Below are 1,679 nucleotides of genomic sequence, written 5' to 3'. Positions count from 1 at the left end.
ATTATAAAAAACCATTTTAAAAAAACCAATAGATTAAAGGATTTAAAAGATTTTGATGAAAGATTTATGCCGTCTGATCAGCGCGATTATAACGACAGTCCATTAATATTCTTTGACTCGTTAAAAGAAGATAAACAATTTGATTATATATTTGCAGCATAGCAGTATGTTTAAAGCCCCCTTATTATGGGGGCTAGTATATTATTAATTATTGCAGTTACTGGTTACATTATCTTTATTAAAACTATTTATATCACCGTTTTTAAAGAACGCTTTAACCAAAGTTTTAAAAGTAGTTTTCTGTTGATCTGCTTGATCCCCATTACAGCTACCAAGCTCACTTTTTATGTGATCAAGTGCTTCTTTTATTTTCTCTTCATCATTTCCTAGAAATTTATCAAATTGTCCATCATCAGTTAAAGCGGTTTTCAACCAATCAAGGTGTGTTTTTTGATCTTCAGTTAGCTTTTCTCTAAGAAGTTCTTCTGGGGATTTTGGTATTTCTTGTTGTGACTTCTCTTGGCTTAAATCTCGCTTTTTTCTACTTTGTGATTGTTTAATATTGTTTTTCAAAGTGTCATTATCATTAGAATTACAGCCATTTAGCATAAGTAAAAATAAGCAAAATAATATATTGGTAATTTTCATTTGTTATCTCCTTTTTTCTCTTTAGTACAATAATTTAGTAACAAAAAAGTTTATTCTTGTAATTATAGATCCTATTTTTAGAAATTTTTTAAAATTTAATTCAAGTTTTGATTGATAGGTTTACATTTTGAAATGTTGTGCTATTTTTAACTTCATTATTATTATTAAATAAAGGAGTAACTAATGGAAATTAAAAACATAGTTAAATTATTTTGTATATCGATATTATTTGTAATGTCTTGTAGCTTATATTTAGAGGAGAAAAAATATGTAGAGGAAAAAAAAGAAATAGATTCAATTCTTGCAGAAATTTCAAATCCCAAAATTCTTAATAATAAGACTGGTCATGAAAAATTTAAAGATTATAAAGATAGAATTAATGAATTAAAAGAAAGATTAAAGGATATAAATGATGCTGAGCTTAAAGAAAAATTATTAAAGTTACAAAGTCTTTTTGAAGATAAATTAGCAGCTAAATTAGCAGCTTTAAAAGCAGCTAAACTAAAAATTGAAGGGATTGCTGATAAGGATAGTGGTAAAAACACAATATGGTCTGAAGCAAAATTGGTTGGAGTAACTGTAAAGTTCCTTGGAAATAATACTTCTGGTAAAGGGCAAGAAATGTCTAAAGACGCTGTAGAACAGATAGATAAGATAATAAAGTTCCTCGAAGGGGACACTAATTAATTAGTAAATATTCATATTAAAAATGTTAAAATCTAGGTATTAAATTTACTTTAATCTAATATCTAGATTTTTCTTCTGTTGTAAAATCCAATTTGATTAATATAAAGTATAAGTTCTTGCAAGAAAAACCTTTTTGTAATTTACATTTTTAATTGGGAATATTTATTATAAACTTTTTTTGCTATAGGTTTTGTTCTTTCAATGTACTCTAATAGTAGTTTGATATTGTGTTTTATTGAAGTTATTGAATGTTCGTCTTTTAGTGTTGATAAATCTGGATAAGTATATTCTGGATAATTCGGGTCATTAACTTTTACTTTTGTTTTAGCCAAAAATGTTACAAG

The 1,679-nt window shown here is 26.1% G+C and carries 3 protein-coding genes and 1 pseudogene; 2 read left to right on the top strand and 2 right to left on the bottom strand.

Annotated elements, in window-relative coordinates; all coding sequences use genetic code 11:
- Nucleotides 1–162: pseudogene (locus tag HNP68_RS07325) on the top strand (ERF family protein); the annotation flags it as partial.
- A gap of 42 nt (nucleotides 163–204) precedes the next feature.
- On the opposite strand, the gene HNP68_RS06730 reads toward HNP68_RS07325, so the two are convergent.
- Nucleotides 205–648, bottom strand: a complete 444-nt coding sequence (locus HNP68_RS06730) for an Mlp family lipoprotein (RefSeq protein ID WP_183221689.1) — start codon at nucleotides 646–648, stop codon at nucleotides 205–207.
- 183 nt (nucleotides 649–831) lie between these two features.
- Between HNP68_RS06730 and revA the strand changes: the two genes are divergently transcribed.
- The gene (revA, locus tag HNP68_RS06725; protein WP_183221687.1) at nucleotides 832–1,335 is read left to right on the top strand and encodes a fibronectin-binding protein RevA; all 504 of its coding nucleotides are present in this window, start codon (nucleotides 832–834) and stop codon (nucleotides 1,333–1,335) included.
- Nucleotides 1,336–1,475: 140 nt separating this feature from the next.
- Here revA and HNP68_RS06720 read toward each other — a convergent pair.
- Nucleotides 1,476–1,679, bottom strand: a 204-nt coding sequence (locus HNP68_RS06720) for a BBA14 family lipoprotein (RefSeq protein ID WP_420703302.1), incomplete at its 5' end; no start/stop codon positions are given.

The organism is Borreliella yangtzensis (assembly GCF_014201775.1).
Classification (GTDB): Bacteria; Spirochaetota; Spirochaetia; order Borreliales; family Borreliaceae; genus Borreliella; species Borreliella yangtzensis.
The sequence above is the reverse complement of the archived record's forward strand: the minus strand, read 5'-3'. Positions and strand labels throughout refer to the sequence as shown.

Coding starts and splice junctions, on each gene's coding strand:
- HNP68_RS06730 (WP_183221689.1), bottom strand. CDS start 648: ATGAAAATTACCAATATATTATTTTGCTTATTTTTACTTATGCTAAAT.
- revA (WP_183221687.1), top strand. CDS start 832: ATGGAAATTAAAAACATAGTTAAATTATTTTGTATATCGATATTATTT.